This window comes from Kitasatospora sp. NPDC038210, from assembly GCF_055600605.1.
In genome coordinates this window covers 371336-383704 of the sequence record NZ_JBVJYK010000001.1, presented here as the reverse complement: position 1 = coordinate 383704, position 12369 = coordinate 371336, and the positions used below count along the sequence as shown (strand labels likewise).

Annotated in this window: 13 protein-coding genes; 7 read left to right on the top strand and 6 right to left on the bottom strand. The window is 75.4% G+C overall.

All coding sequences use genetic code 11. The features are described 5' to 3' along the window. Positions 1-259: 259 nt before the first annotated feature. Both ACZ7KX_RS01645 and ACZ7KX_RS01640 read left to right on the top strand, forming a co-directional pair. Positions 260-748 (top strand): DUF6325 family protein, encoded by a 489-nt coding sequence (locus ACZ7KX_RS01645; RefSeq protein WP_470324734.1) that lies wholly within the window; start codon positions 260-262, stop codon positions 746-748. Positions 749-772: 24 nt separating this feature from the next. Further along, positions 773-1072 carry an SHOCT domain-containing protein gene (locus ACZ7KX_RS01640; protein ID WP_470324733.1) on the top strand — a complete coding sequence of 100 codons (300 nt, stop codon included), beginning with the start codon at positions 773-775 and terminating at the stop codon, positions 1070-1072. Between the two features lie 104 nt (positions 1073-1176). Here ACZ7KX_RS01640 and ACZ7KX_RS01635 read toward each other — a convergent pair whose 3' ends face one another. Then, a complete protein-coding gene (locus tag ACZ7KX_RS01635; RefSeq protein ID WP_470324732.1) occupies positions 1177-1698 on the bottom strand; it encodes a hypothetical protein in 522 nt (173 codons plus the stop codon). 363 nt (positions 1699-2061) lie between these two features. On the opposite strand from ACZ7KX_RS01635, the gene ACZ7KX_RS01630 reads away from it, so the two are divergent. Continuing rightward, a complete protein-coding gene (locus ACZ7KX_RS01630; RefSeq protein ID WP_470324731.1) occupies positions 2062-2415 on the top strand; it encodes a hypothetical protein in 354 nt (117 codons plus the stop codon). A gap of 95 nt (positions 2416-2510) precedes the next feature. Here the strand turns inward: ACZ7KX_RS01630 and ACZ7KX_RS01625 are convergent, their stop codons facing one another. Beyond that, positions 2511-4115, bottom strand: a complete 1605-nt coding sequence (locus ACZ7KX_RS01625; protein WP_470324730.1) for an MFS transporter — start codon at positions 4113-4115, stop codon at positions 2511-2513. Positions 4116-4342: 227 nt separating this feature from the next. Here ACZ7KX_RS01625 and ACZ7KX_RS01620 point away from each other — a divergent pair, with 227 nt between their 5' ends. The 3 genes from ACZ7KX_RS01620 to ACZ7KX_RS01610 all read left to right on the top strand — a co-directional run bounded on the left by ACZ7KX_RS01620 (position 4343) and on the right by ACZ7KX_RS01610 (position 8597). Beyond that, complete coding sequence (locus tag ACZ7KX_RS01620) at positions 4343-4585, top strand: hypothetical protein (protein WP_396552705.1); 243 nt, start codon at positions 4343-4345, stop codon at positions 4583-4585. 172 nt (positions 4586-4757) lie between these two features. Continuing rightward, positions 4758-5666, top strand: a complete 909-nt coding sequence (locus ACZ7KX_RS01615; RefSeq protein ID WP_470324729.1) for a YhjD/YihY/BrkB family envelope integrity protein — start codon at positions 4758-4760, stop codon at positions 5664-5666. Positions 5667-5861: 195 nt separating this feature from the next. Further along, entirely contained in the window at positions 5862-8597 is a 2736-nt protein-coding gene (locus ACZ7KX_RS01610) for a winged helix-turn-helix domain-containing protein (RefSeq protein WP_470324728.1), read from the top strand. Positions 8598-8628: 31 nt separating this feature from the next. Here the strand turns inward: ACZ7KX_RS01610 and ACZ7KX_RS01605 are convergent, their stop codons facing one another. Continuing rightward, positions 8629-9378, bottom strand: coding sequence for a hypothetical protein (locus ACZ7KX_RS01605; RefSeq protein WP_470324727.1), 750 nt, complete (start codon positions 9376-9378; stop codon positions 8629-8631). A gap of 94 nt (positions 9379-9472) precedes the next feature. Continuing rightward, positions 9473-9607 (bottom strand): hypothetical protein, encoded by a 135-nt coding sequence (locus ACZ7KX_RS01600; protein WP_470324726.1) that lies wholly within the window; start codon positions 9605-9607, stop codon positions 9473-9475. 222 nt (positions 9608-9829) lie between these two features. Here ACZ7KX_RS01600 and ACZ7KX_RS01595 point away from each other — a divergent pair, with 222 nt between their 5' ends. Beyond that, positions 9830-10225 carry an SHOCT domain-containing protein gene (locus ACZ7KX_RS01595; RefSeq protein ID WP_470324725.1) on the top strand — a complete coding sequence of 132 codons (396 nt, stop codon included), beginning with the start codon at positions 9830-9832 and terminating at the stop codon, positions 10223-10225. Between the two features lie 135 nt (positions 10226-10360). On the opposite strand, the gene ACZ7KX_RS01590 is transcribed toward ACZ7KX_RS01595, so the two are convergent. Both ACZ7KX_RS01590 and ACZ7KX_RS01585 read right to left on the bottom strand, forming a co-directional pair. Further along, positions 10361-11200 (bottom strand): SDR family NAD(P)-dependent oxidoreductase, encoded by an 840-nt coding sequence (locus ACZ7KX_RS01590; protein WP_470324724.1) that lies wholly within the window; start codon positions 11198-11200, stop codon positions 10361-10363. A 164-nt stretch (positions 11201-11364) separates the two neighbouring features. Continuing rightward, on the bottom strand, positions 11365-12348 hold the full coding sequence (locus ACZ7KX_RS01585) for an aldo/keto reductase (protein ID WP_470324723.1): 984 nt from the start codon (positions 12346-12348) through the stop codon (positions 11365-11367). Positions 12349-12369: the final 21 nt, after the last annotated feature.

Below are 12369 nucleotides of genomic sequence, written 5' to 3'. Positions count from 1 at the left end.
AAGGATGCGGCTCCAGTGGCCCGTTCAACGGCACTCCCGATGTTCGGCACGCGGCCGTACCGCCGCTGTTCACCATTCACGCCGCAAGGTCCCCCGTCCGGCACGCCGGACTGGGCCGCCCGGACGAGGGCTCCGCCGGATCCGTGTTCCCTCACCCGGAACAGGTGATCCGCGGAGGGGGTGGCGGCCCCTAGCGTCGAAGCAGCGACCGGCCCGGCGGGCCGGGCGCCGGATCCCACACGAAGGAAGGAGCACCGCCATGGCCGAGGACGTCCTGGCCGAGAGCGGGCCCATCGACTACCTGGTGGTCGAGTTCCCCGGCAACCGCATGACCGGGGAGGGGCTTCCGCTGTTGATCGACCTGGTGGACCGGGGTGTGATCCGCATCCTGGACTTCGCGTTCGTGCGCAAGGACAGCGACGGCACCGTCACCGGGATGGAGATCGCCGACTTCGACGGCGACGGCCTGCTCGACCTGGCCGTCTTCGAGGGCTCCGGTTCGGGGCTGCTGGACGACGACGACCTGGGAGAGGCCGCCGGGGTCATCGAGCCCGGGAACTCGGCCGGGGTGCTCATCTACGAGAACCTCTGGGCCGCTCCGTTCGCCACGGCCCTGCGCCGGGGCGGCGCCCGGGTGGTCGCCAGCGGCCGGGTGCCCCTGCCGGACCTGCTGCGCTCCCTGGACGAGCTGGACGACGTCGAGGACGCGTCCGACGACGCCGCGACCCGGCCGTCCGCCACCGAGTGACGCCACCGAGAGGAGAGACGAGTCATGCCTGGACTGCTGCGCGGTATGGCGCGCACCGCCGTCGTCGCCGGAACGGCGACCGCCGTGTCCAACCGGGTCTCCCGCCGTCAGGCGGGTCGTTGGGCCCAGCAGGACATGGCGGCCGAACCCGCTCCGCCCCCACCGGCCGCGGCACCCGCCGCTCCCCCGGCGCCTCCGGCGCCCCCTGCGGCGAGCATGGACGACAAGATCTCCCAGCTGCAGCAGCTGGCGCAGCTGAGGGACCAGGGAGTCCTCACCAACGAGGAGTTCGCGGCGCAGAAGCAGCGGCTCCTGGCCGGCTGAACGCCCGCCGAGGCGCTGGTGCCCCGTCCCGGTCCGGGACGGGGCACCAGTCCGTGGGGGGCGTTGACGAAGCGTGCGGGCGGCGGCACCCCCGCACCGGCGGTTCAGTGCCCGACGGCGACCTTGGCCGCCACGATGACCAGCCCGAGGACCAGGTTGACCGCGCCCTCCACGGCGACCTGACGGGACGGGGCGCCCGCCCGGTGGGCGCCCAGCGTCGCCCAGACCACCTGCTGGGCCACCGCGACGCCGAGGGCGAGCCAGGCGCTGTTGCCCGTCCCGAGCCACGGACTGACCAGCACCGCCAGGGCCGGCAGCCCCGACGCCTCGACCAGCGGCCACTCGTGCCGGCCGACCTGGCGCACCTGGGGCCAGGTGACCTGGCGTCCGACCTCCCGCTGCCCGGCCACGTGCGCGTAGACGTGGGCGATCCAGAACACGAGCCCGGTGATCACGAGCAGCAGGATGAGCGACAGCCGCGGGTGCGGTTCGTGGACACTGGCGGCAGCGATCACGGAGGCCGCCAGCATCGAGCCGTAGACCGCGCCGGCGTAGTCCGTCCGGTTCCCGTTCCCCTCCGGGGCCGGCCCGGACGGGGCGGGGGTACGGCTGCGGGACGTTGTCACGGCGTCTCCTCCCGTCACCGTGCCGGGGACGGCCGGTGAACCGTCGCCGCCATTGTCACCGGATCCCCGGGGCCCGGCCTCACCCACGGCAGGTGAGGGGCCGGCAGGCGGGGGACGGGACGTGCGGGGCACGCACGCACGGCCCCGCCCGGGAGGCCCGCGGCGCCCCGGCCACCGGACGTTCACCCACGCCGGGTGATCCGCGGCCGGACCACCCTCCGTAGCGTGTCGGCGAAGGGCCGATTCCTTCTCCACCCGGGGAGTGCAGCACGGACGACCACCCTCCGATCACCGAGTACGGGGTCATCGGCGATCTGCAGACCGCCGGGTCTCCCGTCAGAACCATCGAAGGAGACGAGACCCATGCCAGGCATCCACCACCAGGTCGCACGCCGCGCCATCGCGCCCGCGCCCGACGAACTCGGACGCGTCGGGTGGCTCGTGATCGGTCTGGGGGCCCTCGTCGTCGGCGCGACCCTGCACGCCCTGTCAGGCCTCGTCGCGATCGCCAAGGACATGCTGCGCCCCGCTCCCCGGAGCGTCTCCGTGACCGGCCGCCCGGCCCCCGCCACTCCGATCAGCCTCAACGAGAAGGAGGCCTGGATCCTCATCGGCTCCCTGATGATCCTGAGCGGAGCCGTGGGCCACGCCCTCGCGGAGTTCGTCGCGGGCATCAGGAAGGCCGCACACTCGACGCACCGACGGGCCCGGACCTGACCCCCGCACCCGCCCGCCCGGCCGCCGGGCGGGCCCCGGCGGCGCGATCGCCGACGTGACCTGCGTGTTCGCCCGTGCGGAAGCCGCGCGGCCCGTCAGGCGGACGGGCCCTCGGCCTCCGGCGCCCGCGCGGTCCCGCCCGACATGCGCCGGGCGGGCAGGTGGCCGGTGAAGGCGAAGCAGACGAGCGTGATCCCGGCGGCGGCCAGGAACGACACCTTGAGGCCGTCGAGCTGGGCCGCGCTGTAGGACTCCACGATGGCGTCCGCCTCCTGCGGCGGAACGGCGGTCTGCGCGAGCGCGGCGGAGAGCTGGTCCGCGGGCACGAAGGTGACGCCGGCCTCGATCCTGATGCCGGCCTCCTGCCGCACCGGCTCCGAGATCTGCGGGTGCTCGGCGACGGTGCTGCCGAACGCGGCCGTCAGGGCGCCGATGAGGATGGCGCCGATCAGCGCGGTGCCCAGCGACGACCCCAGGTTCTGCGCGGTGTACTGCAGCCCGCCGACCTCGCTGCGGTCCTCCTCCCCGACGCTCGACTGCACGACGTTGCCCAGCTGGGAGGCGAGCAGCCCCATGCCGATCCCCAGCAGGGCCATCGCCAGCGCGAAGGACAGGTCGTCGAGCTCCGGCCGAACGGTGCCGACCAGCCACAGCGACGAGACGAACAGCACCAGCAGCCCGATCCGCACCACCGTCCTCGGCGAGGCGAACCGGCCGAGGAACGGGCCGGTCATGGAGGTCGCGAGCATCGTGATGGACACCGGCAGCAGCCGGAGGCCCGTCTCGAAGGCGTCGTGGCCCTGCACGACCTGGAGGTAGAGCGGGATGACGAAGAACAACCCGAGGAGGATCAGGTTCTGGCCGAAGAGCATGAGCAGGCCGGACCGCAGCGGCGGGATGCCGAACAGCCCGAACCGGACCAGCGGATCCTCCCGGCGCAGCTCCCACGACCGGAACAGCACCAGGAACACACCGCCGAGCGCGACGGCGAAGAGGGTCGGCGAGAACCCGAGCACCGTGAACGGCGGGTTGCGGGGCTGCAGCCAGCCCCAGGAGCTGCTCTGCAGGACTGCCAGCACCACCAGTCCCAGCCCGGCCACCGACAGCAGCACGCCGACCACGTCGAGCCGCGTGCGCCGCTCCGGTGCCGGTTCCGGTGCGATCCAGCCCATCAGCAGGAGGATGACCACCACCAGGACGACCTCGCCGGCGAAGACCAGACGCCAGGTCAGGTAGGTGGTCAGCCAGCCGCCGAGCAGCGGGCCCACGGCGATGCCCGCCCCGGCCAGGCCGCCGATGACGCCGTAGGCGGTGGCGCGGTCCCGTCCGCGGTAGGCGCCGGCCACCAGCGCGGCCAGCGCCGGGAGGACCAGCGCGGCCCCCAGGCCCTCGATCACCGACCAGCCGAGCGCCAGCACCCACAGGGTGGGGGCGACCGCGGTCAGCCCCGATCCCACGGCGTAGACGACCAGGCCGAGCCGGAACATCCGCCGGCGTCCGAACATGTCGCCGAGCTTGCCGCCGGTGATCATGAACGCCGCCATCACGAGCGTGTAGAGGGTGATCACCGCCTGGATCGCCGTGACGTCGGTGTGGAAGTCCTCGACCAGCTGGCTGATGGACACGTTCATCACGGACGCGTCGAGCACCATCAGGAACTGCGCCGTGCCCAGGACGATCAGCGCTCTCCACCGGTTCACCGTGTCTCCTCGCGCTCACCGATCCGTACGGCCGGGGCGGCCGCGTCCGGGCCCGGCCACGTCCGCGGCCGGACGCCCGCACGGTCAGTGTTCCCGGAACAACGCCGGTCCGCCCGCCCGCGGCCGTGGCTCACCCCGGCTGGGTGATCCCCCTGGGCGACGCGGCGCGCAGCCTGGTCGCACGGGGATCGGCGAGGACCGGCGGAGCATTCCAGGGAAGGACGCTTATGCGTTACGAGTTCCGTATCGCCGGGGCGATGCCAGAAGTGACTGTCCGCGAGGCGTTCCCGGAGTTGGAGAGCGTCTTCGTGCCGGACCAGACCCTCCTGTTCGGCCCCGTCACGGACGAGGCCCACCTCTACGGCCTGCTCGGCCGGTTCCAGGCGCTCGGCTTGCACGTCATGGAGCTCCGCCAACTGCCCGACCAGGACGCCCTCGGACGCCCCCGGAGCCGGACACCGGGCGGTTGAGCCGCGCCGCCCGGGGCCGTCGGGCCCGCCCCGGGCGTTGCGCCGAACGGCGGCCCGGCCGAGATGCCGCCCACCGTCCGGTCGCCCAGTCTTGGACGGAATCCGGCGTGCCCGCGCCAGAGCGAGCCGCGGCGGTGGCCCGACCGCCGACATCGACCCGAGGGAGAGCGGCGTGGCGGAACGGCGGCATCGGCCCGGCCGCGCTGACTGGTTCCGCGCCAGATCCGTCTGGCTGCAGGACCAGACGGCCACGCTGCGCGACGCCCCGTTCCCGCGCCGGCTCGCGGCGCAGCTGATCCACGTCCACGTCCTCGACACCGCCACCCGCCTCGCCGCGCAGACGTTCCTGACCGCCCTCCCGGTGCTGTTCGTGCTGGCGGCCTTCATGCCGCAGGAGGTGCGCAGCAGCGCGGCCGACTCCATCAAGGCCGTCCTGGGGCTCAAGGGCGCCTCGCTGGACGAGGTCACCGGGGTCTTCCACCCCAAGGGGGAGGAGGCCACCACCGACACCTTCGGCGGCATCGGGATCCTGGTGACCCTGCTCTCGGCGACGAGTTGCAGCCGCATCCTGCAGCGGCTGTGCGAGCGGAGCTGGCACCTGCCCCACCTGTCGGGGCGTCTGGCGGCCTGGCGGTGGCTCGCCTGGCTGCTGGTGTGGCTGGCCGCCCTGGTCGTCCAGGGGAAGGTGCGGTCCGGGTTCGGGGCGGGCGACGCCGTCGGGGTCGTCCTGTACCTGATCACGGCCACGCTGCTCTGGTGGTGGACCCAGCACCTGCTGCTCGGCGGCCGCGTCCCCTGGCTCCCGCTGCTGCCGGGGGCCGTGCTGACCAGTGCCGCGCTGACGACGCTCGCCTGGGCCTCGCGGATCTACGTCCCCCACTCGCTGAACCGCAGCGTGACCCAGTTCGGCCCGCTCGGCCTGGTCTTCACCCTGCTCAGCTGGCTCATCGTGGTGTTCACCGCCATCACGCTCGGGATCGGCCTCGGGTACGTGCTGGCGGGCCAGGGCCGGCTGGCCGTGCTGCTGGGCACGCCGGAGTCTCCCCCGGACGAGGACGCGGACGGACCGACCGCCCCGTAGAGCACGTTCACCCGTGCGGCCCAGCCGGCGCCCGTGCCGCGGCGGGGAGCCGGACCCGTTCGGCGGACGGCCGTGGGGGCGTGCGGCCCCGGCGGGCGGGGCCGTGCGCCCCTTTGCCCGGCCGGGCCCGGTCGGAAAGGATGGAGGGGTCAGCGATCCGCGCTTCCCGTGCGCCGCCCACCTGAGGTGAGCACCATGGCCCTCAGCCCAGCCGTCGGCACCCCGGCCCGTCCGGTCGGCGTTCCCGGACGCGCCCCCGACGTACCGGCCCGGATACCCGGCGGCGATCCGGTGCTCGCGGCCCGTTTCGCCGTACCCCTGATCCCGGAGACGTTCGTCCACCGGCAGCGCCTGGTCGGGCGGCTGGACGACGGCCTCCGGACGTCCCTGCTGCTGGTGAGCGGCCCGGCCGGGGCCGGGAAGACCCTGCTCGTCGCCGACTGGCTGGCCGCCGCGCGACTGCCCGGTCCCGCGGTCTGGCTCACCGTGGAGCGCGAGGACAACGCCCCCGGGGTCTTCTGGGCCTACCTGCTGGAGGCCGTCCGCCACCACGGCGTCGCCCTGCCCGACGACATCGGCAGTCCCGCCCGGGCCCAGGAGGTCGACCACTCGCTGCTGGCCCGGCTGGCCGCCCACCTGAGCCGGCGGGAGGAGCCCCTCGTCCTCGTCCTCGACGAGTTCGAGCACGTGTCCTCCGCCGAGGTGGCCTCGGGGCTCCACTTCCTCCTCGGCCACGCGGGCCCCGGCCTGCGGCTGGCCGTGCTCAGCCGGACGGAGCCGCTGCTCCCGCTGCACCGCTACCGCGCCGCCGGCAGTGTCACCGAGGTCCGGGCCGCCGACCTGGCCTTCCGGCCACCGGAGACCGCCGCACTGCTGCACCGGCACGGCCTGGACCTCTCCGCCGAGGGCAGCCGGGCGCTGACCGAGCGGACCGGCGGCTGGGCCGCGGGCCTCAGGCTGTCCGCGCTGGCCGCCCAGGGCGCCGACGACCCCGAGGCCTACCTGGCGGAGTTCGAGGCCGGCGGGAGCACCGTCGCGGACTTCCTGCTCGCCGAGGTCCTCGACACCCAGCCCGCCGAGGCCCAGGACCTCCTGCTGCGCACGAGCGTCCTGGGCCGGGTCCACCCCGACCTGGCCGACGCGCTGACCGGCCGGCGGAACGCCGCCCGGATCCTGGCGGACCTCTCCCGGGCCAACGCCTTCGTCGAGCCCGTCGGGCACGCCTGGTACCGCTGCCACCCGCTGTTCGCCGAGATCCTGCGCGTCCACCTGGCGGCCCGGAGCCCGGGGCTGGAGCGGGAGCTGCACCGCAGGGCGGCCCGCTGGCTCACCGACGCGGGCCACCCGACCGACGCGCTGTCACACGCCGCCGCGGCCGGCGACTGGGAGTTCGCCGCGGCCCGGGTCGTCGACGGGCTGGCCCTCGGCACGCTCTTCACCGGCCGCGACGCGGAACGGCTCGACGCCCTGTTCGCCGGGATGACCCCGGACGCCGGCGGTGCGGCCCCGGAGCTGGTCCGGGCGGCCCGCGACCTCGCCCGGTACGAGGCGGTCAGCGGCCTCGACCACCTCGGCCGCGCCGAGGCGCTGCTGCGGGAACACGACGGCGGGGACGCGTCGGCGGCCCTGCTCGGCGCGGCCCAACTGCGGGTGCTGGCGGCCCGGCTGCTCGGCTCGGCCGACCTGGCGCGGGCCGCCGCCGAAGAGGCCCAACGGCTCGAAGGGCTCGTCCCGCCGGGGCTGTTGGCGGACCACCCCGAACTGCCCGCGCTCCGGCTGAACGACCTCGGCGCCGTCCTGCTCTGGGAGGGCGGCCTCGACGCCGCCAAGGCCGCGCTGACGGCCGCGGCGAAAACGGCCGACGGGCCCACCACGGCCGGTCCGCGCCAGGAGGCACTCGCCCGGCTCGCCCTGATCGACCTGCTCGACGGGCGGCCGGGCCGCGCCGAGGCCCGGCTGCGCAAGGCGGCCGCCGAGGCCGAACGCGCCGGCCTGCCGCCGGCCTCCCGCACCGGGGTGGGCCACCTGGTGCTGGCCGCCCTCGCCGTCGAGCACGACGACCTGACGGCGGCGCGCGCGGCGGCCGACCGGGCGGCCGGATCGTCGGCGGCCCGTCACGACCCGGCCGTCGCCGCCGGACTCGCGATCGTCCGGGCCCGGATCCTGCTGGCCGGCGGCCGTGCCCGGGCGGCCCTCGACGTACTCGACGCACTCGGCCGGGCCGCGGACGACGGCCCCGGCCCGGCCGGCCCGCCACCGCCCTGGGTGCGGGAGGGCGTGGCCGTGGTCGCCTGCGCCGCGCACCTCGCCGAGGGCGATCCGGCCGCGGCGCTGGCGGCGCTGGACCGCGGCGGTGCCGACGGCCCGGGGTGCGCCGTCGCCGCGGCGCATGCACGGCTCGCCGCGGGGGAGGGCCGAGGCGCCCTGCGGATCCTGGCCGCGATCCCCGACCACGACGGCCGTGGTCCCGCCGTCACCGTCCGGGTCCTGCTGGCCCGCGCGCAGGTCGCCGCCGCGCTCGGCGACGAGGCCGACGCCGGGCGGCTGCTCGCCCGCGCCCTCACGCTCGCCCGGCCCGAGCAGCTGCGCCGGCCGTTCCGGGAGGCCGGACCGTGGCTGCGGGGGCTGTTGCGCGCCCGGCCGACCCTGGTGGACGCCCACGACTGGCTCCCCGCCGACCTCCTGCCCGGCCGCCCGGCCTCGGGAGGCGGGGAGACCGCCGTGCCGGACGCCCCGGTCGAGCCGCTGAGCGAGCGCGAACTCGACGTGCTGGAACGGGCCGCGCAGATGCTGTCCACCGAGGAGATCGCCGCCGAGCTCTTCCTCTCGGTGAACACGGTCAAGACGCACCTCAAGAGCATCAACCGCAAGCTCGCCGTCTCCGGGCGCAGCCGAGCCGTCCGGCGGGCGCGCGAACTGCACCTGATCTGACCGCCGTGCCCCACCGCCGCGTGACGGGCGCTCAGCGCTCCCAGCGGTCTCGCTCCCGGCGGGAAGAACGCCAGTAGTGCCATCCGGCCACTGCCGTGCTCGCCCCCAGCAGCAGCAGGAACATCGCGAGCAGGGCGTTGTCGGCGACGCGCACCCCGGTGAGCAGCACGATCAGTACCGCGCCCACCGTCGCCAGGCACGCCACCACCGTCCGCAGCACCACCAGGAGCGCGCCGGGGCGCAGCACCGACCGCTTCCGGGTGCGGGCCGGTGCGTCCCCGGCGCCCGCCGACCCGTACCGCTGGAGGGCGCGGTCGGCGAGCTGGTTGGTGGCGCGGCGGTACATCTCGGCGCAGGCGGGCACCCAGACGAACGGCACCACCATCCCGACGAGCAGCAGCACGCCGATGCCGGCCCAGCCGAGCCACTTGCGGAGCCGGCCGCGGGCCGGGTCATCGGGGGTCACCAGGCCGATCAGGTACGCCTGTCGGCGGACGACGGACCACCAGGAGCCCTTGGGCGCGGTCCCGGCCCCGAACGCCGCCTCGGCGTCCTCCTCCGCCTCGGCCCGGGCCGCCTTCCGCAGGGCCGCCCTCGCCTCCGCGGGCGTCCGGTAGACCCCCTGCACCAGCAGCACCTCGACGGACGCGTCGTCGCCCCGGGGGTCGCGGCCGGCCAGGGCGCCCAGCTCCAGCACCATCTGCAACTGGGCGAGCAGCGCGGCGACGAACGCGATCGGCAGCAGGAGGATGAAGGGGCCGCCGAGGAAGGAACCCTCCACCACCGACCGGTGCACGCCCCGGCCGATGACCTGCTCGGTGACCTCCGCCCGGCTCGTCCCCGCCCGTTCGGACGCGTGTGCCCGCGCCGCCCTGTCAGCCGCCCGGGGGGCCCAGGAACTCCACCGCGAAGACCGCCAGGCGCTCGGGCATGCGGGCGGGGTCCGCCCGGACCGTCCGCAGCAGTTCCACCAGGCCGGGGCGTTGCCGTGCGCCCTCCGTTCCGCCCATCAGCCGCAGAATAACCCCGCCGGTGGGGGGCCGCCCCGGGGCGGACTCACCCGGTCCGGGTGATGCCCGGACGGGCCGCGGGCGCGTACATGGACGGTAAGGAGCGTCACCGGGTTCCCACCCGGGCTCGGGCGTCCGGGTGGGCGCCCGGACGCCTCCGCTCAGCCGAGCACGCGCCCGCCCCCGCTGCCGGGGCGGACCGTCGACGTCAGGAGGCCTGTGGTGGACTACCCGTTGCTCGACATCTTCTTCACGACCATGTGGCTCTTCCTGTGGATCCTGTGGTTCTTCCTGCTGTTCCGCGTCTTCGGGGACCTCTTCCGCGACGACAGCGTGGGCGGCTGGGGCAAGGCGGGCTGGAGCGTGTTCCTCATCTTCCTCCCGTTCCTGGGCGTGTTCGTGTACCTGATCGCCCGGGGCCAGGGCATGGGGCAGCGCGAGGTCCAGCGGGCGACCGAGGCGGAGCAGGACTTCCGCACCTACATCCGGGAGACGGCCTCCGACACCTCGGGGCCGGGCGCCCACGTCGACGAACTGGCGCGGCTGGCCGAGCTCAAGGAGAAGGGCCACATCACCGATGAGGAGTTCCGGCGCGCCAAGGCGAAGGTGCTCGCCTGACGGCCGGGAACGCGTGCTGACGGCCGGTCGCCGGCCCCCGGGTCGGCGACCGGCCGCCGCGCGCCGGGCCGTCCGCAGCCAGGCCGTCCGCAGCCAGGCCGTTCGCAGCCAGGCGGGCCGGGCCGTCCGAAGCCGTCAGCCGGCCGCCGACGCCGACTCGTCCACCAGGGCGCGGACGGCGGCGAGTTCCTCCGCCGCGGCTCGCACGGCCGCCGCGACGTGGTCCAGGCTCCCCGGACCCACCGGGATGCGCACCGGCAGCGGGCCGTCGGCGGCGACGATCCGCAGGACGTCCCGGGCGAACTCCTCGGGGCGCCCCACCGTCGGCAACTGCGCCATCCCGCGCAGCTGTTCGCGCATCGGGCCGGTGGCGTCGCGGTAGAGCGGGGAGCGGTCCGCGGCGTCGGTGAGCGAGGTGCCGTAGCGGGTGGCGTAGCCGGCGGGCTCCAGGGCGGTGACCCGGACGCCGAACGGCGCGGCCTCGGCCGCCAGGGCCTGCGTCATGCCCTCCAGCGCGTGCTTGCCGGTGACGTACGCGGCCAGGCCGGGGAAGGACATCCGGCCGGCCAAGGAGGAGACGTTGAGGATGTGCCCGCCGCCCTGGGCGCGCATCACCGGCAGCGCGAGCCGGGCCAGCCGCCAGGGGCCGGCCACCAGCGTCTCCAGCTGGTCCCGAAGTTCCTCGTCGCCGACCTCCTCGACCGTGCCGAACACGCCGTTGCCGGCGTTGTTCACCAGGACGTCCAGGCCGCCGAGCCGGTCCACCGCGTCGGCGACGGCGGTCCGGCACTGGTCGGCGTCCCGGACGTCCAGGGCCAGCGGCAGGATCCGTCCGCCGTGGCACCGGTGCAGCTCCGCCAGGTCGGCGGGCTTGCGGGCGGTGGCCGCCACGGTGTCCCCGGCCGCGGCCGCGGCGGCGGCCAGCGCCCGCCCCAGCCCGGACGAACAGCCCGTCACCAGCCAGCGCCGTGCCATGCGGTACCCCCTCCGTGCCACCGGACCGTCGGCGTCACGGTCCCAGAGCGGGGGCCGGGTGCCCAGGCCTGCGGACGGCGCCCGCCGGGCGTACGGACGTGTGGTCGGGGGCGCGGCTTGCTGCCTCGCGCCCCCGCAGCACGCCCGTACGGGCGGCGGCGGTGTCACCAGCGGTCGTGCACCTGCGGGCGGATCCGGCGGTCGTACAGCTCCCGGACGGCCGCCAGGGTGGCCGGCGGCAGCGGCGCCTGCTCGGCGGCGGCCGCGTTGGCCCGGGCCTGCGCCACGTTGCGGGCACCGGGGATCACCGTCGTCACCCCCGGCTGCTGGACGATCCAGCGCAGCGCCGTCTGCGCGGCGGTGGCGCCCGCCGGCGCGAGCGCAGCGAACTCCGCCGCCGCCTGGACACCGGTCGCGAAGTCCACGCCGGAGAAGGTCTCGCCCTGGTCGAAGGCCTCGCCGTGGCGGTTGTAGGTGCGGTGGTCGTCGGGCGCGAAGACGGTGCGCTCGCTGTAGCGGCCCGAGAGCAGCCCCGAGGCGAGCGGTACCCGGGCCAGGATCCCCACCCCGGCCGCCTCGGCGGCGGGCAGCACCTGCTCCAACGGCTTGAGCCGGAAGGCGTTGAGGATGATCTGCACGCTCGCCACACCGGGGCGCGCGATCGCGGCCAGCGCCTCCGCGCAGGTCTCCACGCTCACGCCGTACGCGGCGATCCGTTCCTCCGCGACCAGGGTGTCCAGGGCGTCGAAGACCTCGTCCGAGGAGTAGACGGGCGTCGGCGGGCAGTGCAGCTGCACCAGGTCGAGCCGGTCCACGCCCAGGTTGGCCCGTGAACGGTCAGCCCAGGCTCGGAAGTTGGCGAGGTGGTAGTGCTCGGGTCGCTGCTCGACCCGGCGGCCGAACTTGGTGGCGACGAACACGTCCGCGTCCGGGCGGTCCTTCAGGAAGCGGCCGATCAGCCGCTCGCTGCGGCCGTCGCCGTAGACGTCGGCGGTGTCGAAGAGCGTGACGCCGGTCTCCACGGAGGCCTCCAGCACGGCGAGGGCGTCCTCCTCCCGGACGTCACCCCAGTCCGCGCCGAGCTGCCAGGTGCCGAGTCCGACGATCGAGACGGGCCGACCGGTGCGGCCGAGTACGCGCTGTTCCATGCGACGACCCTCTCACGGTGG